This is a genomic window from Microbulbifer maximicatervae (SeqCode), assembly GCF_052467325.1.
Map to the genome: position 1 here is coordinate 2,857,565 of NZ_CP174310.1, position 23,799 is coordinate 2,881,363.

Annotated in this window: 19 protein-coding genes and 1 tRNA gene; 2 read left to right on the top strand and 18 right to left on the bottom strand. The window is 49.9% G+C overall.

Annotated features, from left to right (window positions below; genetic code table 11):
• The first annotated feature begins 19 nt into the window (after nt 1-19).
• Complete coding sequence (locus ACJJIE_RS12855; protein WP_444891949.1) at nt 20-1,378, top strand: hypothetical protein; 1,359 nt, start codon at nt 20-22, stop codon at nt 1,376-1,378.
• Nucleotides 1,379-2,161: 783 nt separating this feature from the next.
• Here the strand turns inward: ACJJIE_RS12855 and cas6e are convergent.
• The 14 genes from cas6e to rlmE all read right to left on the bottom strand — a co-directional run bounded on the left by cas6e (nt 2,162) and on the right by rlmE (nt 17,979).
• Nucleotides 2,162-2,932 (bottom strand): type I-E CRISPR-associated protein Cas6/Cse3/CasE, encoded by a 771-nt coding sequence (gene cas6e, locus ACJJIE_RS12860; RefSeq protein WP_413663212.1) that lies wholly within the window; start codon nt 2,930-2,932, stop codon nt 2,162-2,164.
• A 10-nt stretch (nt 2,933-2,942) separates the two neighbouring features.
• The gene (gene cas5e / locus ACJJIE_RS12865; RefSeq protein ID WP_444891950.1) at nt 2,943-3,701 is read right to left on the bottom strand and encodes a type I-E CRISPR-associated protein Cas5/CasD; all 759 of its coding nucleotides are present in this window, start codon (nt 3,699-3,701) and stop codon (nt 2,943-2,945) included.
• 8 nt (nt 3,702-3,709) lie between these two features.
• Nucleotides 3,710-4,786, bottom strand: coding sequence for a type I-E CRISPR-associated protein Cas7/Cse4/CasC (cas7e, locus tag ACJJIE_RS12870; protein WP_282931378.1), 1,077 nt, complete (start codon nt 4,784-4,786; stop codon nt 3,710-3,712).
• Nucleotides 4,787-4,976: 190 nt separating this feature from the next.
• Nucleotides 4,977-5,555, bottom strand: coding sequence for a type I-E CRISPR-associated protein Cse2/CasB (gene casB / locus ACJJIE_RS12875; RefSeq protein WP_413663214.1), 579 nt, complete (start codon nt 5,553-5,555; stop codon nt 4,977-4,979).
• Entirely contained in the window at nt 5,555-7,156 is a 1,602-nt protein-coding gene (gene casA, locus ACJJIE_RS12880; protein ID WP_444891951.1) for a type I-E CRISPR-associated protein Cse1/CasA, read from the bottom strand. Before casA ends, casB begins: the two co-directional genes overlap by 1 nt.
• Before the next feature lie 468 nt (nt 7,157-7,624).
• The gene (locus ACJJIE_RS12885) at nt 7,625-7,864 is read right to left on the bottom strand and encodes a hypothetical protein (protein WP_282931375.1); all 240 of its coding nucleotides are present in this window, start codon (nt 7,862-7,864) and stop codon (nt 7,625-7,627) included.
• Nucleotides 7,865-7,909: 45 nt separating this feature from the next.
• A complete protein-coding gene (locus ACJJIE_RS12890) occupies nt 7,910-10,075 on the bottom strand; it encodes a choice-of-anchor U domain-containing protein (RefSeq protein WP_444891952.1) in 2,166 nt (721 codons plus the stop codon).
• A gap of 1,338 nt (nt 10,076-11,413) precedes the next feature.
• Nucleotides 11,414-11,499, bottom strand: a tRNA-Leu gene (locus ACJJIE_RS12895).
• 9 nt (nt 11,500-11,508) lie between these two features.
• A complete protein-coding gene (gene secG / locus ACJJIE_RS12900) occupies nt 11,509-11,943 on the bottom strand; it encodes a preprotein translocase subunit SecG (RefSeq protein WP_444891953.1) in 435 nt (144 codons plus the stop codon).
• Nucleotides 11,944-12,013: 70 nt separating this feature from the next.
• On the bottom strand, nt 12,014-12,748 hold the full coding sequence (gene tpiA, locus ACJJIE_RS12905) for a triose-phosphate isomerase (RefSeq protein ID WP_282931362.1): 735 nt from the start codon (nt 12,746-12,748) through the stop codon (nt 12,014-12,016).
• A 119-nt stretch (nt 12,749-12,867) separates the two neighbouring features.
• Complete coding sequence (glmM, locus tag ACJJIE_RS12910) at nt 12,868-14,220, bottom strand: phosphoglucosamine mutase (RefSeq protein ID WP_444891954.1); 1,353 nt, start codon at nt 14,218-14,220, stop codon at nt 12,868-12,870.
• Nucleotides 14,221-14,314: 94 nt separating this feature from the next.
• A complete protein-coding gene (gene folP / locus ACJJIE_RS12915) occupies nt 14,315-15,160 on the bottom strand; it encodes a dihydropteroate synthase (RefSeq protein ID WP_444891955.1) in 846 nt (281 codons plus the stop codon).
• A gap of 91 nt (nt 15,161-15,251) precedes the next feature.
• Entirely contained in the window at nt 15,252-17,171 is a 1,920-nt protein-coding gene (gene ftsH / locus ACJJIE_RS12920) for an ATP-dependent zinc metalloprotease FtsH (RefSeq protein WP_444894768.1), read from the bottom strand.
• A gap of 187 nt (nt 17,172-17,358) precedes the next feature.
• On the bottom strand, nt 17,359-17,979 hold the full coding sequence (gene rlmE, locus ACJJIE_RS12925; protein ID WP_108734402.1) for a 23S rRNA (uridine(2552)-2'-O)-methyltransferase RlmE: 621 nt from the start codon (nt 17,977-17,979) through the stop codon (nt 17,359-17,361).
• 143 nt (nt 17,980-18,122) lie between these two features.
• Here rlmE and yhbY point away from each other — a divergent pair, with 143 nt between their 5' ends.
• Nucleotides 18,123-18,425 (top strand): ribosome assembly RNA-binding protein YhbY, encoded by a 303-nt coding sequence (gene yhbY / locus ACJJIE_RS12930; protein ID WP_108734403.1) that lies wholly within the window; start codon nt 18,123-18,125, stop codon nt 18,423-18,425.
• A gap of 34 nt (nt 18,426-18,459) precedes the next feature.
• Here the strand turns inward: yhbY and ACJJIE_RS12935 are convergent, their stop codons facing one another.
• The 4 genes from ACJJIE_RS12935 to ACJJIE_RS12950 form a co-directional block, all read right to left on the bottom strand.
• A complete protein-coding gene (locus ACJJIE_RS12935; protein ID WP_444891956.1) occupies nt 18,460-18,834 on the bottom strand; it encodes a hypothetical protein in 375 nt (124 codons plus the stop codon).
• 1 nt (nt 18,835) lies between these two features.
• A complete protein-coding gene (locus tag ACJJIE_RS12940) occupies nt 18,836-20,422 on the bottom strand; it encodes a S41 family peptidase (RefSeq protein ID WP_444891957.1) in 1,587 nt (528 codons plus the stop codon).
• A 211-nt stretch (nt 20,423-20,633) separates the two neighbouring features.
• Nucleotides 20,634-22,025 carry a Re/Si-specific NAD(P)(+) transhydrogenase subunit beta gene (pntB, locus tag ACJJIE_RS12945; protein WP_282931356.1) on the bottom strand — a complete coding sequence of 464 codons (1,392 nt, stop codon included), beginning with the start codon at nt 22,023-22,025 and terminating at the stop codon, nt 20,634-20,636.
• A 15-nt stretch (nt 22,026-22,040) separates the two neighbouring features.
• Nucleotides 22,041-23,588, bottom strand: coding sequence for a Re/Si-specific NAD(P)(+) transhydrogenase subunit alpha (locus ACJJIE_RS12950; protein ID WP_282931355.1), 1,548 nt, complete (start codon nt 23,586-23,588; stop codon nt 22,041-22,043).
• Nucleotides 23,589-23,799: the final 211 nt, after the last annotated feature.

A 23,799-nucleotide genomic window follows, 5' to 3' on the forward strand; every position in this document is an offset into this window, starting at 1 on the left:
TGTAGTAAAGGAGTTACTCATGAAGTTATGCGCCAGTATTGCGACACTCGCACTGGTTGCCTTTAGCGGCAATGCGCTGGGCACCAACTCTACTGACCTGGAGCAAATCGGTTCAGGTAACTCAGCAAATTCCGATCAAACTGAAGCGGGTTTCGGCAATACTATTATCAAACGCCAAATAGGTGATACTAATACCGCTACCGCCACTCAAAGTGGCGGTGTTATTAACAGTAGTATTCAGAGCTCCCAGATCGGCAGTCAAAACGAGACCACGATATCTCAATCCGGTGGTGCTTCTCTAAGCGCAACCAATACACAAATCGGATCGCAAAATACTTCCGAGATCACCCAGGAACTCTCTCTCGACAGCCAGGTATCTATTCTGCAACTCGGTACCTCCAACGCTTCCACTATCGAACAGCGCTTTGGCAGCGGTAATACCATTACCAATATCCAGGACGGAGACAGTCACTTTTTTATTGGTCGCCAGGAAGCCAGTGCTAACGGCAGCATTTTTGTATTCCAGGACGGCGAACGGCAAAGTGCCGTGGTAGAGGAAACCGCAGGCAATATAGGCAGTTCCGTTTTAATCTTCCAGTTTGATCGGGACGACTTTGCCACCGCCAGCCTGGTTGCCACAATCGATGGCACCTTGGACATACTGCAGGATGGCAGCGATATCTATGGCGGGCTCGCACAATTTGCCAGTGTCAGCAGCAGTATGACCTTACGGCAAACAAACAATCGCCACTTCGCCTTTGCAACCCAAGTAGACAGTCTGTTCAATGACCTTCTGATTATCCAAAGGCTCGGCGATGCCAATATCACCTCGATTACCCAAACCGGTGCCTTTAATACCCTTGAGTTGCGCCAAAATGGTGGGGGTAACAACGCGGCTTTAGAACAATCCGCATTGAGTAGCAGTATCGATATACGCCAGACCGGTACCACCAACCAGATTACGGGTTCCCAGCTGGGTGCCGAATTCAACTCCATGAACAGCGAACAGTTCCTGATTGATAATGTGGTTGTTATTAATCAAGCCGGCTTACTGATCAGCGCGACCAATGAACAAACCGGGTTGCAGAATGTTGCCAATATCGAGCAGGCTGGAACAGAGGTAGATATATTCACCCGTCAATTGGGTTTCGATAACCGGGCAACGTTCGAACAGGCTGGTGAGTCTCTGTCAATAAGCTCCCGCCAGTTTGGCGATAGTAATAACATCACCATCACCCAGAGCGGTGACTCCAACTCAGCCTTTAGCCTGCAAATTGGTAACAATCACACCAAGGAAATTACTCAGACAGGTTCTAATGGCCGCGCTTTTAATTTCCAGATCGGCGGCGAGAGTAATACCGGCGTAATCATCCAATAATTTCAGCCAAAATTCAGAAGCCCCCGGTAATACACTGCGGGGCTTTCGATTGCGAAATCTACAGGAAAAAGAAGAAGGGAAAAGTCGTTGTGCAGCCCCGCGAGAGCGGGGAACAACTAGGATGTACTCCGACAACTTCTCCATCGTCGGTTTATCCCCGAGTATTCAGGGAACACCTTGCGCAGAGCACAAAGGCCATGCCTTATCCGGTTTACCCCTGTACAAACAGGGAACAGTCGCGCAAAAGGAGCGCGATCATAGCACACCCTCATTACATCCCCGAGCCTTCGGGGAAACATTTTCAGAACTAATGTCCGTGCGCTATCGGCTACGGTCCAGCCCCGCCCAGCGGGGGAACAAACTCAGGTGTCGGCACAACCCAACCCCACACTCGGTTTACCCCCGCAGCAGCGGGGAATAGCCCGAATCATTACCGTGCAGCTTTGACGATTTTCCACGGTTTAACCCCGCCTGGGCGGGGAACAGCCTCGGTTAAGATCGCCTTATTGCGCAATTACCGGTGCAACTCCGCTTATGCGGAGAACCTATTCGGAAAGGAGTGTATAACAGGATACCCTCCGGTTTAGCCCCGTATATACGGGGAACAGTATCAAGCTGGTTTGACCATCATCTCACCGGTCGATTTATCTCCGCTGATGCGGGGAATTCTCTAAATCTGCCTATTTGCTATCCGCTAAAGTCTTAGTATCGTTACCGATACTTTTGAATTCCAGCCCTCGCTCTCAAACACTTCCATCTGTATAACAACTCTATTTATCCCAATCAGATTCGGCGGATTAACATCAATCCACAACCAAATGCTTTGGCCGGCCCCATACCCGCAAAAATATTTTTTATAAATAATTCAGGTTCAGTAACCAAAAGCTCTCCCCGGTAATCCACAGAACTGAATCCAGCACCGCGCTGCTTTTTATGTAACAAATTCCAACGATACCCATTGCAGTGAAGTTTTGGTGGGTAAATATCAAAGCCGAGGCGCGTCCCCCGGTGAATTAACCAGCTGCGGGCGGCAGTTTGGCTGACATCCTGTAACCGGGTTTCAATCTGCCCCTGGTCAAACTGCTCCGGCTTTTCCTGCACCAAGCTCTGCTTCAGCTGCCCTTTGCCACCTTCAACAGGTAAACCATGCAATTCGCACTGCTCCCTCAACCAATGGTATTGGGCATCCATCAGCACATCGTGCCGCTTGCCGCGCTTTTGCCCTTCAGTTTTACGCGCCACTGTAGGGTTCGCCCGCAGGCGGAAGGCCAGCCGATCGCCGGGGTTTAAGCGGGGCTCGAAGATTTTAGTCTCTACCAAAAATATCGGATTGTCCTGCGCAGGCCGGACTTTAGACAGCAGGTAATACACCGGTAGATTGCGTTTGCTAAGCAGCTGTTCCCGCGAGGATTCCTCACGAAATAAAAAACGCTCATCACCATCAAAAAGATCCCACAAGATTTGATGAATACCGTAGCTGTTTTCGCTGAGCAACCGTGCCAGCTGCTTCTGCACCGCCAGCGAGGGAGATAGTTGAACTCTGGATAAATACATAGCCGCTCCCTTATGACTGCCAGAGATTTTCAATACGCGGCTGGAACTGCCAGCGCTTGCGAGATAGGGGCTGATCGAGACGGCTAAGCCGCTGTACAGATCCTGCTGAAAACACTCCATCTTCCGCAGAGAAATCATCCAAGCTACCCTCCCAGTAGTAACGACAACTCTCTTCAGTGGGCAACCAGCGCTCCTGCCGGGCCCATTCCGGTTGGTAATCCAGCAACTCCGGGGATTCATAATGATCCAGGGCGCTGCGGAAATTATCCGCACCAATCACCCGTGCGGCAGTGGGGGCTGAAAGTGGAAATGCCTTGCGCCCCAGGTAGAGGTGATACTTTGGCCGGGCCAGGGCTTCACACAGCTCCGCCAGAGTCCAGTTAGCCTCTTCACAGGATCTCAGGGCCACTACCGCCTGCGCATCCACCAGATACTCCCTGCGGGATAACAGGGTTCCCAGACGCGCTTTCCCTACAACCAGCTCATCCCGGCGCGTATGGTAGCGGCGCTTGCCGGCGGAATCTGGGACCTGTACCGTGTGGAAATCCTTCAGCAAAGTACCTACATTCAGCACCTTTACCGCCTGGCGATATTGCCGGGCCAGGTTCTGATGTAAATCCTCTCGCTCCCGGGGTATCCCCAGTGCCGCACCAAATAGTCCCGCAATAGCGGATTTACTCGGGTAGTGTGCGCTGTGGCGGGATTCCCCCACAGCCACTTCCCCCCAGGAAGCCATGGCACCGTAAAGACGAAATACTAGGTATTCCATAGCGCCACCTATTCGCTGACAAAGGCCAAAAGTTCCTCGATATTACCTTCGCCAGTTACGGCATTGAGAACATAGCGGCTATCGGCACAATCCCCGTACACCTTATCGAAACTCTGCAATTGCTTTTGCAGTGCATCAATAGCGTCATGGGCGTAATCCTCGCTATAGCGATCAACCGGCTTCAGGTAGGCCGCAGAGAGAGAGCGCGGTTGCTGGTCACCGGCTTCGGCCACGACATAAGATGCATAGGCACGGCTGGCATAGCTGTTTTGTTTACCGCTGGGAGAAACTTTAAGGATTGTCTCAGTCAGCGCAGCTACGGCTCGATCGGCCAGGGGTTTATCCCCGCCCAGGTTTTCAATTAGCAGCTCTTTGTTAATGCAGATATAGGAATAAAATAATCCCGCAGCAAAACCCGCCTCACCCAAGTGAGCAGCACCGGCATCCTCGCTGCGATCATTCAAATCGTCTACCGCAGTAAAGTAATCATCTTCAATCACTACAGAGTGAGCCGAGAGTGCATGGGCCACCTGGCACGCAGCTTCAACGTTATAGGTGGGCTTGGAAGCGAGCATACGGCCAAACAAGGCGATATCCACCGCCATGTTTTCCTTACGCAATAAATCCAACTCTGTCTTCTCCGGCTCCCTCCCCTCTTCTGCCAAGGTTTTCAGTAGTGCACTGATCCCGTTTTGCTCAGCACTACTGAGGTGAACCAACTGCTCGATTTCCAAATCGGCCAGAGGGTTATCTTTTTCCGGCTTTTTTAACTTACCGAATTGCTCGGCAATTTTCTGTGCCCACAATTTGGCCTTTTTTTCAGAGACACCCAGATCCAATAAAGTCTCATAGGCCAGTACCCCCTGACGCTTGGTTCTGGTGCCAATTAGGCTATCCCCCTGCTCCGTAGCCAATACCTGCTGGAACAACTCTGACGTTCGCCAGTGACGCTTAAGGCTCTGGGAAGAGATTCGCAGGCGATCACAACCTCCCATCTTCGCTGTTTTTGGCCGCCCCAAGTCATCCCGGTTCAGGTTCGCAGGGGGATAGGCGGTCAATACATGCAATTGAATAAAGCGGCTCATAAATCTCTCCTTGTTGCGACCGTCAGGCCATCACATTACTTCGATTCATTTCTCAAGTATCTGATCAACAGTCACTGTCAATCGGTCTGGCTTTGCTCTGTGCTTAGTGCTTAGTGTTGTTATGGGAATAGCATTTAAAATATTTTTAGGCCCCTAAGACCCCTTTAATTTGGAATTCTCTAAATACTTCTCAGTCTGGTAATACGGCGTAGTAATCAGTTGCCCAACGCACAGCCAGGCGTTCCTGTGGATGTCTTGCGGGAATTGTGCGCATTTCTCTTTGCCAGTGCAGCAAATCATTGGCAAGAGAAGCTATATTGGCTCTGCCATCCAGCAGGGCCAGGGCCCGTACTATGCGGCGATAAAACTCGGCCGTATCGCGACTTTTTTGCAACTGAAAAAAGCGCAGCTCACTTAAAGGGGGGCGCCCGCCCCTCTCCCGGGGCATAGCCAGGGATCGGGCAAAGCTGACATCCATAGCCTCGCTGCTATCAATATCAATTGTTTTGCTCGTGTTATCAGCTTTTACGTGTGCAATTACTGTGGCTACCAGAGCCGCATCTTCGATACGAATTTGCTCATCTTTCTGCCAGCGCTCGGGCATATCCTTTAAAAAACGGATAAAGGCGGGAGTAGGCATTACATCCATAGGCTCTACCGCACGGCGCAAACGCGCTCGGTCGGCCCGGCCAGCTTTGTCATTGAGCCAGCGGTGCCACTCGCGCAGTCGGCTCACATCTGTATCGCTAAGATATTGATATCCGGCCATCACAATTCCTCCTGTTGTTGCTCAACTTTGGCTGTATTATCCAGAGTCTTTAAACTTGCCAGACTGGCGAGCTTATTCCTTAAAAGACGTCGCGCCCGAGTCACTCGCTGCAATTTCAGGTCTTCCGCAGAGCCCTCCATTGACCAATGGTCAAACTGCGCCAAGGCCGTTTTTTTCAATATGTGTGCCCAGGCAATAGCCACCGGTGCAGGTGTAAATTGGGATTTCTTGGATTCGAGGGATAATTGCTTGAGCGAGTGATAAAACTGGCTTTCCGTCGCCTGCCAAAACGCCTGATCGACAAATGAAAAATCCCCTTTAGCCTCATTAGGGTTATTAAACCAGGCAGCCTTGACCCTAAAGCGCAGCTCTTTCAAAGTATCTTTTGCAGCCGTTAAAAGCTGCCCTGCCAGCTGAATAAATAGCGACCGGTGCTCGGGGGAAATTGGCAGTACTGGCATTTCCTGTTCATACCAGCAACGCGCTTTCATATTGTCCATGTCATAGCCAAATCCCCACAGGCGTACATCGACATTCAAATCAAGTTCTTCGAGAATTTCTGCATATTCCTCATGGAACAAGCTCACCGCCCGGCTCGCTTCATCGCCATTTGAATGGTCATTCCACATAAGCCCCAACCAATGCCGATAACCGAGGCCACTCTGTTGACCTTTCAAACTCAAGGGTGGGGCTTTTTTCTTGGGATCACGTCGATAGGGCGTAAGGGGATGAATCCAGGGACCCTCGTAATTAATACCATAATTCTTAGTGGTATATTCCCGAATTAATTGACTCGTCTGCTCTCCACAAAGATCGCAGTAACCCTTGCCTTCTCTCGGGATATGGAAACGTATCCTGCGCGGCATACCCCAGTACATTTGCAGGGGATGGGTATCATTGGGAGACGTAGAGGAACCTTGTTTGTCAGAGAGGCGGGAGGGAGCGAGCCAGGGGAAGATGCAACTATCAGAGCTTTCAGACCTTGACCCAAATTCCTCTTGTGGCAGGATATTGAGCCACAATTTCTGCCAAAGGTTGGCATCATCTGCCTCTGGTATTATCAATGTGGTCAGAGGACCACCACCACGCAAACTGGTTCTATGCCCCACTCCTCCGGAGGGGGCGTTAATTTGCAAAGTAAACAAGGCACTAGCGGCACAGCTGGGACATACACCCTGCACCCTACCGCCCTTAATAAATAGATCCTGATTATCTCTGCAGGTTTTACTGCCCGGCGCCTCAATCAGTAGGGCGGCAATCGACTTTGATTCTCCCTCGCTCAATTCCAAGTCCTGCATAAATGCAGGCCCGGACTCTTGAAACAACTCAAAATTGGGAGCGTAGCTTTGCAGCCGTGATTTTAGTGTTTCCTCAGTAGGCGACTTTTTCCAGTAGACTCCCCAATCATCGACACTTTCAGGTGCAAAAGCTGTTTGCAACAGGCCAATTAAAAACTGGAACAGCGCCCCGCGAAAATCCGGTCGTACCGTGCAAATATCTACGACAGGATTATCCACCTCGACAATTTGCCAAGGAGCAATTCTTTCCTGCATACCGCATCGCCGGATAATTGGCAGCCAGGAATCTTCAACCAAATTCACCACGATCCTCCCTGATCCAGTCTCCGCCCTCTTACTCTGCTATAGCCATGCTTTTTCAAGAGCTAGAGGGAACAGTTACACTCAGAGCAGTGCGAGCGCCTCTGCCTCATTTATTGAGTGCTCAATCTCTCAGCGTCACTGCCGGGACACTAATTGCATTACCTTATGCCACTCTGACTAGGGAAAAATGATCTGGCTCAAGTCTGGGCATCTTTTCCCTCTCACAGACAGAAAATTATATGCACGGCCGTTTACCCGCTACGAATCGACTACTGCCATATCAACCCTTATAAATGTAAGGATATTTGCATCAACTTCAGCCTTTATCTGGATACTTAAATCCTTTATGACAAAATCATTAACAAATGATTAGTCACTCTCTATTATCCCCCTTATAAGTTTCTTAAAAATTACGCACAAAAAAGCCCCTAAAAAGGGGCATTATGTTCTTACTTATTAAAACATTATTTAGTCGGGGGGAAATTCCAAAACAAGATCTTTATTTTCAGTCTCATTTGTATCCACAGACACAGCATCACCATTACTGAGCCTCTCAACCTCAACTGACTCCAGGCTAACTGAAAAGGCTTTACTTGCCGATTTTTCATCCGGCTCTACCACATTATTCGATGAATCAGCACAAGCCCCAACAAAGGCAATCATAGCCAATAAAAGATATAAACATATATCAGATTTTAAAGATTTCATATATCCACCTACCATTAGCAGAAAATCCAAAAAATTCTCTGAAACTTAGAATTCATACGTCACCAGAAACCGGGTCTCGCCGACAGGCAACTGAAACTTATTGAATAAATCTAACGTCAGGGAGCCGTTATCAATTGAATAAAACCCATTGCCGATCAGTTCCGATTCAGCGGCAATCCCGTCACTGTCCCGATCCAAATACAAACGCACCTGCTGTAAGTCTGACACTTCATTCAGCTCGCCATCGGCCTTAATTGTGAATGACTTCAATATCGCATCGGCAGAATCGCTCTGCAGAGAGAAAGCTAATACCGGGGCTTCCTGCTCTAGCAGAAACTGTGAACGCTCAAGTAAATAGGAGTTTATGCTTACAATTGGCTCATTGACATTGAGAGTCGCAACAGCACCGGGATCAACGATAATACCATTCACCTCCCCGTCATCATCGTTAGGGCCACCATCTTGTAAACTGAGCTGGATGCAAAAATGGCCTTCATGGAGCCCTGGCTGGTACTCATCACTGCCAGGCTCAGGACAATCACCCAACTGCCCCAGTGCAGAAGATACATGGTTAAATTCATCCTCAATAAAATCCACCCATCCAACACTTTGGCGATATTTCAGATAACGAGCACCTTCGAGCAAGGCGGCATTTAAAGGGACAACGATGTTAGCGCTTTCCCCAAAATCTGTATCGTAAACAACAAAGTCAAAAATACCATGCAGGAATTTATAGCTATTCTGTCCTGCCAAATTATCCTCAAAGAGATTATCTATATCCTCCAACGTAACCTGGCCCACTTGTTGACCGGCAATATAGGCACTATCACCAAGTCTCAAGCTTGTCCCTTCAGAGCTTTGCATCACTGCACCAGTTCTATTTACCGGCAGCTGGGAACGAACCGCCACCCTATCTAGATAGTCCGGTATGCGATCACCATCTAAATCTAAGAATCCCTCAAGGCTGTCACTCAGCCCATCCTGATCAGCATCCTCATTATCAGACAATACAGGGGCACTGCCATCCACTCGTAATATCAGCTTCGCAGTATCTGACAAACCACCAGAATCTGTAACAGTAACAGTAACTTCGAAAGCTCCCGACAAACCTGCTGGATCAAAGGTAAATACGCTTTCACCAGAGTCGTTGAGCTGAACTAGCTTTGGGCTGTTCCAACTATAGGTAAATGGGTCCAGCTCATACTCATCTGTAACCCAGGCTTGAATCTCTGCCGGTCCCTGATCCTCATAAATTACAGCCCTGAACTGACCAGCTTGAGATAGCTTTGCCGTAACTATGGGGTAAAAGTTAAACGTAGCGCTAGGTATAACTGGAATACTTGAAATAGCAACAAAACTGTCACCATCAGCCCCCTCCTGGAAACTAATTGTTGATCCAGTAACACAAAAGCTATCGTTGTCCCCAGAAAAATCGTTAGCCCCGCACTCTTCATCAACTGAAGGGAATTCAGATAAATCAATAACAAATACTTCATTACCCTCTACTGGAGATTCAAAATTAATATAGGGTAATGCTATCTCGGTATCGGATAAATCTAAGGTCAGCACAATCGAGCTTAATTCACATATAGAACCTAATTCACTATTGGAAATAGTACTAGACTCAGCCATATCTCCCGAGCACCCTTCACTTGGGCTTGTAGAGTCTCCCCCAGCGGAAATAGTGCCAATAAAAGAAACGAGAGTATCAACTATAGTAAAATTGCGTATTTCCGCCGATTGAACGTTTCCCAGCAGGCCTGTGTATCCATTTAGAACCGTTAATACTCCTCCATTGAGGTTTATATAGAGGTTATTGATGGAATAGCCATTACCTTCAAAGGTCGCAGTAAACGGATTTTCACTCGTACCGATTGGCTCCCAGCCCAAGCCCTCGTTCCAGTACTCATCATTCGCATCAACATAACTATCGCCATTGGTATCAAAATTCAGGTCTTTGGTCAGCTCAAAGCCATAACAGCCACTTTCTGGGCAACCATAGTTACTACTGTATAAAGTTGATCCGTCTAGGTTGTTACGAATCTCATTAAGGTCTGTGAAATTACGAATTTCAATCAGACCATCATTATCAATATCAAGATCAGAAGGAGAGGCGTCAGCTGATACACCTTCCATGGACAGTAGCCCGACAAATATTACTAGCCCCCGAAGTGTCGAAAGCTTTTTGTATTTAGTGGTATAAGACTTCAATCGAAAACTCCTTTTTCTATATTTACCAAAAATCTCAGCCGATATTGAATTCACTTTCAGAACTAGTGCCGAGAATAGGGATCGCGAATGGGAAGCAAAATAGTTACTAACTTGATACCGAGCAACTGGAGTAATCCAGTATCCATCCCCCCAAATAAACCCGCAACCAAACCTCCCGGAAAAGCTATTACATAGAATTACAGGCCTACTAGTGAATATTTTCTGTCTACAAAATCACATCAACCACCGATGAGCTCTACGGGTGGCTTATAAATTATTGGAGAGGCACCTGGTCTTAAATGAGTGAGCCAGGAAGGGATATTCAAGGCTATACAGGGCAATTCCTGACAAAGTGAAAGGTTAATATTTTAATTTTCTAAATAGTAAAAAGCCCGGACCAGCCGGGCATTTTGGATGATTCGGAGCCTCTTCGTTTCTTGATCAGTGCGGGACGTATAGGAAAGCACAACAAAAAAGTAACACCACTTTGAATCCTGCCCCCTACTGAGGGGGCTCAACGATTGAGCGTGATACTGAAATTCAAGCGTGGCTTCACCTACTCCAAATCGACAACGTATCGGTTTACCTAATGCTCTGAAGGTAGCCCTACTTTAGTTGAAGTGATTTCCAAAACATCCCAAAGGGCGCCCAGAATCATGCCCCCCTAGAACCCTTGGTGGTCGGTAAAGTACAGAAACTCAAACCGCATAGACCGCCAAGACGACACTATTCAGCTATGCATATGCGCGCTTGCAAAAATTTTCATTCGTCTTCGTTATACATACCAGAGTAAAGCCACATTGAGAAACCTACGAATATTGCACCAACTACAAGATAGCCAATCACCCACAACCATGAATAGGCAAGAAGCCATCGCAAGACATAAATTAGGGTGAATATACTGGAGCTTATAAATAAGCAACGGCGTAAGGTATACATAATTATTCCCTGACTTAGTCAAACAGCTAGTGGTCCATATCATTTTTTGTTGAAATGACTGGCTCTCTACTTGGCCAAAGTTAAGATCTAAAGCTGATTCCAGCGCTCAAGTTTTATTGGCTACATTACTTTGCGTATTGAACTCTGAGCATAAGAGCCATATACAGAACAACCAGATATCCACAAGCCACTAATCCTTGTCGCTTGGCTTGGCCTACTTGATTTGAGCACCTGTCATAGCCATGGTGGTACTACCAGTTTCTAAATTGAACCAGGTAGCACCAAATGTAACACCGGATGACAACGAACAAGAACGGAGGGCTGTGTACCCTCCAGATAGCAAAAAGCCCGGATTTACCGGGCTTTTTGAATGATTCCGAACTTCTTCGGATCTTGATGTGGTGCCCAGGGCGGGACTTGAACCCGCACGAGCATAGCTCACTACCCCCTCAAGATAGCGTGTCTACCAATTCCACCACCTGGGCAAAAATCTTTTACTGCTGTTCCTCACTTTCCTGGTTAGCAGCTGGCTCTTCTGAGCCGGTGCTGTCTGCAGGAATCTGCGGGATATCGCCAGTTTCCAAATCTGTTTCGAGCTGCGGGATATCGCTGTCGATAGCCGGCAGTTCTTCGGCTGGGCCAATTTGCTGCTCCATTGCTGGAATTTGCGGAAGGTCCGCATCAACGTTGGCGCCTGCACCTTGCTTAGCCAGGATGGCCAGGCCGAAACTGGTGACGAAGAATACCGTCGCAAAAATTGCTGTCAAGCGGGAAAAGAAATTTCCGCTACCTTGACTACCAAAAACTGTCTGGGACGCGCCCGCACCAAAGGATGCACCGGCTTCGGCACCTTTACCTTGCTGCAACAAAATCAGGCCAATAATGCCCAATGCGGTCAAAACGTGTACAACTAATACCAATTTTTCCATTTTCTGGAAACTCTCTACCGGGGTCTAAACAACCCGTTATTCAGTATTCGCCAACCCGCGTGCTGTCAATTTAAACAGCAGCGCGACAAATCTCAGCAAACTCGCCGGCATCCAGCGAGGCTCCACCCACCAGGGCACCATCAATATCTGCCTGGGCAAAAAGCTCCCTGGCATTTGCGGATTTTACACTACCGCCATATAAAATCTGTACTTCAGCGCCCAAATCTCCCAACTGCGAGCGAATAAATGCATGTACAGCTTGGGCTTCATCAGGAGTAGCAGTTTTTCCGGTGCCAATGGCCCATACCGGCTCATAGGCAATCACGGACTGCTTCCAGCCAGCCGAATCAATGATATCGGCAACCGCTTGAAGTTGTTTTGCAACCACTTCGAGAGTGCGCTCCTGCTCGCGTTCTTCAAGGGTTTCCCCGACGCAAAGTATTGGAGTCAATCCCGCCTCTTGGGCCGCAACAAATTTTTTCGCCACTAACTCACTGGTTTCTCCGTAGAGACTACGGCGCTCAGAATGCCCGACAATAACGTAACGGGTATTCCAATCCAGTAACATGCTAGCGGAAACCTCACCAGTAAACGCCCCTTCGGGCTCCTGGCTAAGGTCCTGGGCACCCAAGCTGAAACCTCCGCTCTTTTCCGCTGCATCAGCCACCAGGCCGAGGTATGGAAAAGATGGGCAAACAACAACACCGGACTTCACACCTTCGAGGTTGAGTTCGGTGAAAAAACGTTCGGCAAACTCGCGGCTGCCGTTCATTTTCCAGTTTGCTGCTACTAGCGGTGTTCGCATGTGTGCTCCTTCAAGGGGCGCAAATCTTAGCGACATTGACGCCAACATACAACCAAAATTATACGAGTTTCTTCTGCGCCCCAAGAGGACCGATTTACTACGGGTTAAATCGCAGCAGATCAGTTATTTCCAATTCGCTCCACCACGGAGGAAATATCTTTGGCCAGCTGTTCTACCAGGACGCTATCGCGACCTTCAACCATTACCCGGATCAGAGGCTCTGTGCCAGATGGCCGCAGCAGCACACGTCCGCTGTCCGCCAGTCGGCGTTCCGCATCGACAACAATAGCCTTAACATCTGTGTGATCAAGCACACCATCGCGATGAGCCAGTTGCACATTAATCATGTGCTGGGGGAACATTGTCATACGGGACTTAAGCTGATGCAAGGGCTCATCAAACTCACACAGGCCACGCAGTACCTGCAGTGCGGCGATAATACCGTCACCGGTGGTAGACGCATCGGCACAGATAATATGGCCTGAGGATTCGCCTCCCAGCTTCCACTGATTAGCTGACATTTTTTCAAGCACATGGCGGTCGCCCACTTTGGCTCTCTCAAACGGGATTTTGTTTTCGCGTAATGCAAGCTCAAAACCGTAATTGCTCATCAAGGTGCCGACAACACCACTGCAACCGCCCAGGAATTTATGCTGGTGCATAGCGATGATATACAGCAGCTGATCGCCATCGACCAATTCCCCATTGGCATCGACGAACAACACCCTATCCCCGTCACCATCAAAGGCTATCCCCAGGTCCGCACCGCGCTTAACCACGGCCCGTTGCAACTGCTGAGGTTTAGTGGAGCCGCAATCTAGATTGATATTGAGTCCATCAGGACCCGCTCCAATTACGCTGACTTCTGCTCCCAGCTCACGAAATACCATTGGCGCTACGTGATAAGTGGCACCATTGGCGCAGTCGAGAACAATTTTCAGCCCCTCAAGGGAGAAACCCCAGGGCGTGGAAGCCTTGCAGAACTCAATGTAACGCGCGGCTGCATCATCAACACGATAGGCGCGACCGAGATCGTCAGAAGTTTCCATTGGCAGCTCGAGAGCGGCTTCGATCTCCAGCTCAACCTCATCCGGTAACTTGGTACCTTCAGCACTGAAAAACTTGATGCCATTGTCATGGTAAGGGTTATGGGAGGCGCTGATAACAATGCCTGCGCCGGCATGGAAAGTCCGGGTCAGGTAGGCAATCGCCGGAGTCGGCATTGGCCCCAACAGGGCGACATCAACACCGGCATTAATCAGGCCCGCCTGCAGCGCTGCCTCAAACATGTAGCCGGAGACCCGTGTGTCCTTACCGATAAGGATGCGGGGGCGCCGGTGGTGTTTAGCTTTGGAAATTCTTCCCAGTACCTTGCCCGCTGCATATCCCAGACGCAGCATAAAATCGGGAGTAATTGCTCCCTCGCCAACGCGACCACGAATACCATCAGTGCCAAAATACTTTCTTTCCATAACGCTTCTCAATTGTGTACTTCGCCGCTTTTCTGTTCTGTCGGAAAACCACAACAGGACCCTGCGGCTTAAGGTCTCTGTAAGACATCACTCATCAAATTTCGCTGCAAACCAATTGCTGCATGCGCAACACATCCACGGTTTCCGCAACATCGTGGACACGTAAAATTCTTGCACCCCTTTGCGCAGCCAACATGGCCAGGGCCAGGCTACCGGGGAGGCGGCCATCTACATCTCGATCGAGTAAGCGACCAATCATCGATTTCCGCGACAAGCCCGCCAGTATGGGCATATCCGCTGGCGCCAGCTGCGACAAATTACGCAACAACGCCAAATTGTGTTCATCGGTTTTGCCAAAGCCAAAACCCGGGTCGAGAATAAGCCGGTCCCGTGCCACCCCCAGCTCGATACAGAGATCAACCCGTTTCTGCAGATACCTGGCGACATCCTCTACAACATCAGTGTAAGACGGATCATCCTGCATAGTGCCGGGCTGACCCTGCATATGCATCAGGCAGATTGCCAGGCCACTCTCTGCGGCGGCTTCCAGTGCTCCAGGGCGCTCCAGGGCACGAACATCATTGATCAGTCCCGCCCCTACCGCAGCTGACTCACGCATCACTGCCGGAGTACTGGTATCGACAGAGATAATCGCGTCAAAGTTCGCATTGATTGCCTCCACCACCGGCACTACCCGATCCAGCTCCTGCTGCTCGGTGACCGGCGATGCGCCAGGGCGTGTCGATTCTCCGCCAATATCCAGGATTGTCGCTCCCTCAGAGAGCATCTGTTCCGCTCTCTGCAGAGCCAGGGTCAAGTCCAGGGTACCGGAGGCATAGTAATTGCCACCGTCGGAAAAGGAGTCCGGCGTCGTATTCAGAACCCCCATAACCACCGGTTGGGAGAGGTCTAAGGTGTGGTTACCACAGATAATTTTCATTGGCTGAAATAAAAAAATGCCGGATCGGAACAGGCTATCGCCCTATCCCCAACCCGGCATTTGGTTTTGTCCAGTTAGTCGCTTCGGAGAATCAGTGGCCGTTTAATGGGCCGCCGACGGTATTGCTCTTATCTGCCTCAGTTGAGGCCTCTGTGGTTTCAGTATCCTGAGTCGGGCTGTTTCCACCAGAGCCGAAGTTATTGTCTTCCCAGTCCCTTGGTGCGCGAACTTTGCGACGAGCCATCAAATCACTAACCTGGTCCGCATCCAGGGTTTCATATTCCATCAGCGCATCTTTCATAGCTTCAAGAATATCTCGATTGTCTTCCAGCAGTTTCTGAGCGCGGTCGTAACAGCCGTCAATAATACGGCGTACTTCGGCTTCGATTTCATAAGTGGTCTTGCCGGAAACCGGATTACCCTGGCCGGGCTGACCGCTTTCATCTTCGCCGTAATGCAATGGGCCGAGCTTTTCAGACAAGCCCCACTTGGTCACCATACTGCGCGCCAAGTCGGTGGCCCGCTCGATGTCATTGGAAGCGCCGGTAGTAACGCCGTCGATACCCAGGGTCATTTCCTCAGCAATACGGCCGCCAAACAGGGAGCACAATTGCGATTCAATCGCGCGCTTTGACAGGCTGTACTTGTCTTCCTCTGGCAGGAACTGGGTCACACCCAGAGCGCGGCCACGGGGGATAATAGTTACTTTGTGTACCGGGTCATGCTCCGGTACCAGTCGACCAATAATGGCGTGACCGGCCTCGTGATAGGCGGTATTCACCTTCTCCTTTTCATTCATCACCATGGACTTGCGCTCGGCGCCCATCATGATCTTGTCACGGGCGCGCTCAAACTCTTCCATGGTCACGGTGCGTCTATTGGCCCGCGCAGCAAACAGGGCGGCTTCGTTGACCAGGTTGGCCAGATCGGCACCGGAGAAACCAGGGGTTCCACGGGCAATCGTCTGCGGGTTCACCTTGTCGTCCATAGGCACCTTGCGCATATGGACCTTGAGGATTTGTTCGCGGCCGCGAATATCCGGCAGTCCGACAAATACCTGGCGGTCAAAGCGACCTGGGCGCAGCAGGGCGTGGTCCAGTACATCCGGGCGGTTGGTCGCGGCAATAACGATCACGCCCTCATTACCTTCGAAACCGTCCATTTCAACCAGCAACTGGTTCAGGGTTTGCTCACGCTCATCGTGACCGCCGCCAACGCCGGCTCCACGGTGACGGCCAACAGCGTCAATCTCATCGATAAAGATGATGCAGGGAGCCTGCTTCTTGGCTTGGTCAAACATATCCCGCACCCGGGAAGCGCCCACACCAACGAACATCTCAACAAAGTCAGAACCGGAGATGGAGAAGAAAGGTACTTTTGCTTCGCCGGCAATTGCTTTGGCAAGCAGGGTCTTACCGGTACCGGGAGGACCACACATCAGTACGCCGCGAGGGATATTGCCACCCAGGCGCTGGAACTTGGTGGGATCGCGTAGGAACTCGACCAGCTCCTGTACCTCTTCCTTAGCTTCGTCTACACCGGCAACATCGGAAAAAGTTGTCTTGATCTGGTCTTCACCCAGCAGGCGCGCCTTGCTCTTACCAAATGCCATAGGGCCTGAGCGACCGCCGGCTCCGCCCTGCATTTGGCGCATAAAGAACATAAATACAGCGATAATAATCAGGATCGGGAAGCTGGCTACCAGGAGCTGCTGCCAGATGCTCGGTGACTCAGGCTCGCGACCAACAAATTGCACATTGCTGCGCACCAGCTCATTGGTCAGTTCATCGTCGATAATCTGTGGCTGGATAGTCTTGAAGCGGCTGCCATCGGCTTTTTCGCCGGTGATCACCAGACCGTCTACGATCACGTTCTTAACTTGGCCCGACTGCACATCCTGAACAAAGTCGGAGTAACTGAGAGCCTCATCCCGTGACTGCGGTTTAAAGTTTTGAAAAACCATCAGCAGTACCGCTGCGATGATCAACCACAGTACCAGGTTCTTTGCCATATCATTCAAAGGGATAGCCCTCTCGCTTTCGCAATCAAAATCCGTTCATTCCGGCAATGCCGGCCACATCAATACCGGATAAAACCAGTATAGGTGCGGGGGGTCAACAGCCTTCGCCCCCGATACAGGTATCGCTTATACCATACGGGGAGTCAGACTAGAAATACGCCGATGTTCTCAGTCGCTCTCAGCCCTTAAATCCTCGCGCCACCACGTATACTTCACGTGAACGGGGGCGGGAAGCACCAGGTTTGCGAGTTACGACACTGTTGTAGCTCCCACGCAAGTCGCGGATCAACTCGTCGAAACCCTCTCCCTGGAATACCTTTGCAACAAATGCACCACCGGGCTTAAGTACCTGCCGGGCCATATCGACCGCCAGTTCCACCAAATACATGGAGGCGGGCTGATCAACATCGCGTATCCCACTCATATTGGGGGCCATATCGGAAATCACAAGGTCTGCCAGTTCATCGCCCATGCGCTGTAACAGTTCACTGAGCACCGACTCCTCGGTAAAGTCCCCCTGGACAAAGTCCACACCGGCCAGTGGGTCCATCGGCAATATATCTGACGCCAAAACCTTGCCTTTGTGCCCTACCAACTCCATCGCTACCTGGGACCAGCCCCCTGGAGCCGCACCCAGGTCGACAACAGTCATTCCCGGTTTGAATAAGCGGTCCTTATTTTGTAGCTCCTGCAGCTTGTAGCTGGCACGGGAGCGATAGCCCTCTTTTTGGGACTGTTTGACGTAATGGTCATTAAAATGTTCACGCAGCCAACGGTGGCTGCTCTTAGATCGGCCCATCGGGTACAATGCCTACAATCACTACAGCTTAATTATAAGAGCGGCCACTGGCCGCGATCGGGTCCGCCGAACAAACGCTGGCGACGATCGCGGTCTGTGGCCGCTCCCACATCGAATTCCACAAAGTGGTAATGGAGTATTGTATGCCTTTAACCGCCGACCGCAAAAAAGCTCTTCGCTCTCTAGGTCACAACCTGAAACCTGTCGTGACCGTAGCCGGCAATGGGCTGAGCGAGGGGGTGATGGAAGAACTGAACCGTGCACTCGAAGACCACGAGCTGATCAAGGTCAAACTGATGATCGCCGACCGGGAAGTACGCCACCAAATCGTTGGTGAGCTTTGCGAAAAATCCTCATCCGAGCTGGTACAGGAAATCGGCAAGATTGCCCTGATTTTCCGTGCAGCGCAGAAGCCGGATATTCGCAAGTCCAACCTGCTGCGTTAAACAAAAAGGGGAGCTAATGCTCCCCTTTCTTTTTTCAACCAGTGGAAACTGGCTTACACATCACAGGCAACTCCCAGGATTCTCCAGTGGACAGCCGTGTCAACCAACACTTTTCACCATTGCCGACCAGCTGAAACTTAATCGGCCGCCCCATATCCCTACCAATCAATGCCATCTGCTTCGGGGTATTCTCAAGCACTAAAACGGTATCATCTACAAACACCTTCGGGCCAAGGGTCACTTTAGCTCCACCCAACGCTTGCGAAACTGCAGTTTGCAACTTGCTTTGAATCTCCGGGCTTGTTTCCAGTAACAGCGCCGGTGTTGCAGTTTCAACACTTTGCTGAGAGGAGCAGCCAAGGCACATTAATGCAAAACCACAAAGTTTAGCCAGAGCTGCCATTCTCATTTTATTTCACCATTATGCGGTTACTGCGGGAAACTTCCTTGGTCACTCTCGCATTGAAAACGGGAGCATCTTCACTTTCACCTGATATGGAGAATGCACTGGTGGAAATATCTCCACACACTCCGGTCTCGATATAATTCAGTGCGGTAGCAAAGCGCGCTTCATCGACATCCCCCAGGAGATTGTCAAAATCGTCACCGATCACACACCCTGGCAAATCGGCATCAGTTCCGTAATCACCATTGGGCATAAAGCCATCGGAGTAATCACCAAAGCCTTTTGCATTCACACCGGAGAACTGAATTGTGAAATAAGTGGTGCCACAATTATCCAAAGGATAAAAACCATAGGGCTTACCACAGGTAGTCTCACCTATCTGAATAACCTCGATATCAATGCCGCGCAAGCCATTGATAATGGCTTCACTGGCAGAGCAGGTATTTTCACTGGTTAGGACAAACAGCCGCGAGAGGTTTAAAGTCGGCAGTTCTTTTCCGTATAAAGACTCATCAATAAAGCCTAAGCCGGTCGAATAGAATGGAGTCCCATCCAAAGGCGCTCCGGTAATTGGGTTAGTTTCCGGGTGCTGGTCATTAAATTGGGCAATTTCAAATACTTGCCCCACAGTAGTATCACCGGCAATCATATAGGCCAGTTCCGCAGCGATATCGAGATAGCCACCGCCGTTATAGCGAAGATCAAGCACTAACTCTTCAATAGATTCCGATTCAAGCTCGGTAACAGCATCAATCAGCTCCGCTTCCGCTGTCGCAATATGATCATTGAAGAGCATATAACCGACTTTACGGCCCGAATCTGTCACTTCAGTTTTAACATATTGAACCGGGTCAGATTGCACCGGTGACGCAACCAGCGTGACAGTCTCGATCATTGAAGAACCCAAAGGTCTTATTTCAAATACGTGGGACTCACCCTCATTTTCTGGCCACATACCGTAATTCAGGGTATCCACATCATCGCCGTAGGCCAGATCAACACCGTCGACACTAATAACTTCTGCACCACGGGTCATAATATCGGGCAAATCACCACCGCTTTCCTCATCCAGGTAGGCGACTACTGCTTTACGTGGCGGGGTGCTGGAAAGTAGGGCCCACTGAACACCATAGCCAACGTAAACACCGGATTCTGATTCTGAATACCATTCATCTGAGGGGACAGTGTAATGGAAACGATCCTTTTCCCGACCGGAGGGAGTCAGGGCGAAAGTTCTTAGCTCTTCGAAATAAGCTAAAGAGTCATCGAAATCAGCTGGGTTTTGATCCTCAATCTCGTCATACCACAAGTAGAGTTCATTGCTCATTGAGCGCAGCCAGTTATTCTCATCTTCACGGCTGCCCGCTACATCAGCGTAGGCTGAACCGGTTGCTGGATCTGTGCCACTGCGAGGAGAAACACACTGGTTAGCATAGGTAGAGGAGGTCAGGAAATTACCCTCTTCCCAAGTACCACTATCTGTTGTTGGAGCCCCAGAATCAGAACCGCCTCCCCCCCCACAAGCTGCCAGACCCAAAACTCCCAGAGTAACCACCCCTGTTAAAGCTAGCTTACGTAGACGGATTTCCATCCCCAAACTCCTTGTAACTCTCTACTGTAAAGATATGTAAAGGCTGGCAGATTATCATTATTTGATGCGAGGTTCGATAACCATATTTTCATCAAAATAAATCACCAAACCTAAACGCAGAAAGGCCTGAAGAGGCACTGTCCAATTTGTACCCCTCCAAGCCCTTCTGTGCAAAGTAGGTTTAATTACATTTGATAACCCGGGTCAGGGATTAGCTTCCGAGCTTACCCAAAACCCCCTGCAAACTATCTTTTGCATCACCGAACAGCATGCGTGAGTTTTCTTTGTAAAACAGCGGGTTAGCAACTCCCGCATACCCTGAAGCCATAGAGCGCTTAAGGATAACAACCTTACCGGCCTTCCAAACTTCCAACACCGGCATACCGGCAATAGGCGAGCCCGGTTTTTCCACTGCATCCGGGTTTACCGTGTCGTTAGCACCGATCACCAAAACCAAATCTGTAGCGGGAAAATCTGGATTAATCTCATCCATTTCCAGAACGATATCGTAGGGCACATTAGCCTCAGCCAAGAGCACATTCATATGTCCGGGAAGACGTCCAGCTACCGGGTGAATACCAAAGCGCACTGTTTTGCCCGCTTTTCTCAAACGATCGGTCAAGTCACTAACCGCCTGCTGGGCATGGGCTACCGCCATTCCGAATCCGGGAACAATAATGATACTGTCCGCCGCATCCAGTTCATCCGCAAGCTCCTGTTGATCAATGGCAATTACTTCACCATCGACTTCCTCATCGGAGACTTCACCACCATCAGAGCCAAATCCACCGAGAATAACGCTGATAAAAGAGCGATTCATTCCCCGGCACATGATGTAACTCAGGATGGCACCGGAAGAACCCACCAGGGCGCCCACTACAATTAACAGGTCATTGCCCAGCATAAATCCGGTAGCGGCAGCGGCCCAACCGGAGTAGCTGTTCAGCATGGATATAACCACCGGCATATCAGCGCCGCCAATAGCTGCCACAAGGTGAATACCTAACAGCAATGCAATTGAGGTCATTAACAGTAAGTTAATAACCGTACCCGCATGCACATCTGCCGGTACAAACAACACACCCAGAACAATACAAGCCAAAATGGCAATCAAGTTAAGCCAGTGCCGGGCCGGTAGCATTAATGGTTTCCCGGAAACCAATCCCTGCAACTTACAAAAAGCAACCAAAGAACCGGTCAGGGTAATTGCTCCAATAAATACACCCAGGTATATCTCAGTGCTGTGGACAACATGAGCAGCTCCGTGTAACTCCACAACCGGATCAAGGAAACCGCCCCAACCAATTAATACCGCAGCTAAGCCGACGAAGCTGTGTAGCAAAGCCACCATTTGTGGCATTTGAGTCATAGCCACACGCTTGGCCAGTGCCAAACCAATCACCGCACCGACGATCATGGCGATGGCGACCATCCAGTAAGCCCCGGCGGCCACTCCAGCAATAGTGGCGATAATGGCAACTGCCATTCCCACCATGCCGTAAATATTTCCCCTGCGCGCAGTTTCGTGACTGGATAAACCTCCCAGACTCAAGATAAACATCACTGCCGAGAAGAGATAAGCCATTGCAATCATACCGTTCATCACTCTCTCCTCCCCTTACCGGCGAAACATTTTCAACATACGGTAGGTCACAAAGAAACCACCGAATATATTAATACTGGCCACCAACACGCCGATGAAAGCAAGCAGGCTCACCAAACCCGAATTGGCAATTCCAAGCTGTACTAATGCACCAACAACCACAATGCCGGAAATTGCATTAGTAACACTCATTAACGGAGTGTGTAGCGCATGGGTAACATTCCAAATCACTTGCCAGCCAACAAATATTGCCAGGACAAATACGGTAAAGTGCGAGACGAAATCAGGAGGTGCGACGCGCCCCAACCACAACAATAAGATTGCCGCGATCGCCCAAAATGCAAAAATAGATACGGGAGATTTTCGTTTCTCAGCTTTCTCCTCAACAATTTTCACTTCCTCAGTAGCTTTCGCCGATGGCTTGGGCTGAGCAGAAATTTTTGGTGCGGGTGGAGGCCAGGTAATCTCACCGGATTTAACCACTGTGGCACCACGAATCACTTCATCATCAAAATTGAGATTAATCTCGCCATCTTTCTCCGGAGTTAGCTCCCCAAGCAGGTGAGCGAGATTGGTTGAATACAGGCGCGAGGATTGTGCAGCTGCTCGACTGGGCAAATTGGTATAACCAAGAATAGTGACGCCATTCTGCTCCACTTTTTCATGAGCCACCGTATAGTCACAGTTACCGCCCATTTCTGCCGCTAAATCCACGACGACAGAACCCTTAGGCATACTGTCGACCATATCTGCAAGCCATAATTTCGGAGCTGGTTTCCCCGGAATTAAGGCAGTGGTGATCACAATATCCACTTCTTTGGCCTGCTCGCGGAACAGTGCCATTTCAGCATCAATAAATTCCTTGGACATCACCTTGGCGTAACCACCGGAGCCCGAGCCTTCCTCCTCAATTTCTACGGTAAGGAATTCAGCCCCCATGGACTCCACTTGCTCACGTACTTCAGCGCGGGTATCGAAGGCCCGCACAATAGCTCCCATGCTTTTTGCCGTACCTATTGCAGAGAGCCCCGCTACACCAGCACCAATAACAAGTACTTTTGCCGGGGGAATTTTTCCTGCAGCTGTGATCTGCCCGGTAAAGAAGCGACCGAAATTATGGGCAGCCTCCACAACCGCACGATAGCCGGCAATATTTGCCATGGAGCTGAGCGCATCCATTTTTTGCGCGCGGGAAATTCTTGGAATCGACTCGACCGCTAGCGCATTGATATCGCGCTCGGCAAGCTTCTGTAGGAACTCGGCATTTTGTGCCGGCTTCAGAAAGGCGATCAGCGTAGCCCCTTTGGGAATCAGGGCCAACTCTTGATCAGTTGGTGCTTGTACTTTTAATACTATGCCCGCGTCAGCCAGGCACTGTTGCATATCCTCACGGATTTCTGCACCGGCTTCAGCATAAGCTTCATCAGTAAAACTGGCCCTGTTACCAGCCCCCTTCTCCACCGCTACGGAAAAACCCAAATCGCGTAATCGTCTTACGCTATCGGGAGTCGCTGCAACACGTGCTTCTCCCTCTGCGGTCTCTCTAGGTATGGCTATAATCACCGCCGTGCCCCTCTTAGTTGATTTTATGAACTTACAGCTACATCTACCTCAAAAAGTATTGGATTGCCCAATTTATAAACAGATCGAGTGTAAACGTCGTCAAAGGGGATGAAAAGAGGGATAACCTGATAGCCGTAATTGGTGAAATTAATAAGACTATATATCCTGAATTGGCTATATAGACCTGAAAGAAATAAGCAAAAATTAGTCT

Bases quoted from the DNA above. Each gene is read 5' to 3' on its own strand.
- ACJJIE_RS12855 (WP_444891949.1), top strand. From the start codon at position 20: ATGAAGTTATGCGCCAGTATTGCGACACTCGCACTGGTTGCCTTTAGC.
- cas6e (WP_413663212.1), bottom strand. From the start codon at position 2,932: ATGTATTTATCCAGAGTTCAACTATCTCCCTCGCTGGCGGTGCAGAAG.
- cas5e (WP_444891950.1), bottom strand. From the start codon at position 3,701: ATGGAATACCTAGTATTTCGTCTTTACGGTGCCATGGCTTCCTGGGGG.
- cas7e (WP_282931378.1), bottom strand. From the start codon at position 4,786: ATGAGCCGCTTTATTCAATTGCATGTATTGACCGCCTATCCCCCTGCG.
- casB (WP_413663214.1), bottom strand. From the start codon at position 5,555: ATGGCCGGATATCAATATCTTAGCGATACAGATGTGAGCCGACTGCGC.
- ACJJIE_RS12885 (WP_282931375.1), bottom strand. From the start codon at position 7,864: ATGAAATCTTTAAAATCTGATATATGTTTATATCTTTTATTGGCTATG.
- secG (WP_444891953.1), bottom strand. From the start codon at position 11,943: ATGGAAAAATTGGTATTAGTTGTACACGTTTTGACCGCATTGGGCATT.
- tpiA (WP_282931362.1), bottom strand. From the start codon at position 12,748: ATGCGAACACCGCTAGTAGCAGCAAACTGGAAAATGAACGGCAGCCGC.
- glmM (WP_444891954.1), bottom strand. From the start codon at position 14,220: ATGGAAAGAAAGTATTTTGGCACTGATGGTATTCGTGGTCGCGTTGGC.
- folP (WP_444891955.1), bottom strand. From the start codon at position 15,160: ATGAAAATTATCTGTGGTAACCACACCTTAGACCTCTCCCAACCGGTG.
- ftsH (WP_444894768.1), bottom strand. From the start codon at position 17,171: ATGGCAAAGAACCTGGTACTGTGGTTGATCATCGCAGCGGTACTGCTG.
- rlmE (WP_108734402.1), bottom strand. From the start codon at position 17,979: ATGGGCCGATCTAAGAGCAGCCACCGTTGGCTGCGTGAACATTTTAAT.
- yhbY (WP_108734403.1), top strand. From the start codon at position 18,123: ATGCCTTTAACCGCCGACCGCAAAAAAGCTCTTCGCTCTCTAGGTCAC.
- ACJJIE_RS12935 (WP_444891956.1), bottom strand. From the start codon at position 18,834: ATGAGAATGGCAGCTCTGGCTAAACTTTGTGGTTTTGCATTAATGTGC.
- ACJJIE_RS12940 (WP_444891957.1), bottom strand. From the start codon at position 20,422: ATGGAAATCCGTCTACGTAAGCTAGCTTTAACAGGGGTGGTTACTCTG.
- pntB (WP_282931356.1), bottom strand. From the start codon at position 22,025: ATGAACGGTATGATTGCAATGGCTTATCTCTTCTCGGCAGTGATGTTT.